This window comes from Methanoregula sp. (genome assembly GCF_002835825.1).
GTDB lineage: Archaea > Halobacteriota > Methanomicrobia > Methanomicrobiales > Methanospirillaceae > Methanoregula.
Window position 1 is genome coordinate 1 of record NZ_PIZH01000797.1, and the last position, 1,015, is coordinate 1,015.

The following is a 1,015-nucleotide window of genomic DNA, read 5'->3' on the forward strand; positions in this document are numbered from 1 at the left end:
AAAGATGGAACCCGCAAGGGAGAAGCCGACGGCGATGAGCGTGGATACCCCGAAGTGGCTGATGATCGGGAACGTTGCAAGGCAGAGGGCTGAGAACACGAAGAAAGGTGCAAGGACAGAAACCGTGATGGCGGTGCCAATCTTCCGCACGCTCTCCTGAATCGCTGCATGGTGGTCATGGAGTTCTTCCATCTCCTCGGCATACCGCTCCATGACCAGGATGGTGTATTGCGAGGCAACGCCGATGGTCATCGACCCGAGGGTTGCGGTGAGCGGGTTGTACGTAAGGCCGATGATATACATCATCACCGCGTTCCACCCGACCACAAAGACGATGGGGATGATCGGCGATACCGCATGGAGGTGCCGGTACACCAGGATCAGGAACGCAAAGACAAAGATGAAACCGAGGAGGGTCATCGTGTCTTTTGACTCGGACATCGCCCCCATGAGGCTCGTGAAGAGCTCAAAGTCCCCGGCCGGCTGGACAACGAACCCTGCCGGGGGCTCGTAGAACTCGATGTCCTTTATGATCTGCTCTTTGATCCCCCGCTCGCGATCCATGGGAATGTCGATGGTGCTGAACCTGATGAGGCCGCACATCGGGTCGCTCATGACCGTCTCTTTCACCGAATCCGGAATTTTTAAAAGAACCGTATCGAGTTCAGCCTGCGTCTCCGGCATCCTGCCGTTGTTATACTCGAGGATGTACGTGGCGATGCTCGATGACCCGGTGATCTCGAGGTGCCGCGATTGGACATACTCCTCAAACCCGGCCATCCACTTCACGGTATCGAGATCGGTGATCCGCGATCCCTGGATCATCAGGTCCGCTGTGCTCGTTGCGCCGATGACGCGCGTGACCTTTTCGATGTTGATCTTGGCCGGCATATCGGACGGCACGAACGCGGATTCGCTCGACTCGACCGGGATGGTTGGATCGATCTGGAACCCGACAAGGGCGATGAGGGCCGCAAGCAGCAGGACCGGCACCGGGTTTTTTGCGATCCTCACC

The 1,015-nt window shown here is 57.6% G+C and carries 1 protein-coding gene; it reads right to left on the reverse strand.

Annotated features, from left to right (window positions below):
• A partial coding sequence (locus CW742_RS15285) for an MMPL family transporter (RefSeq protein ID WP_292421899.1) occupies positions 1-1,015 on the reverse strand: 1,015 nt, incomplete at both ends.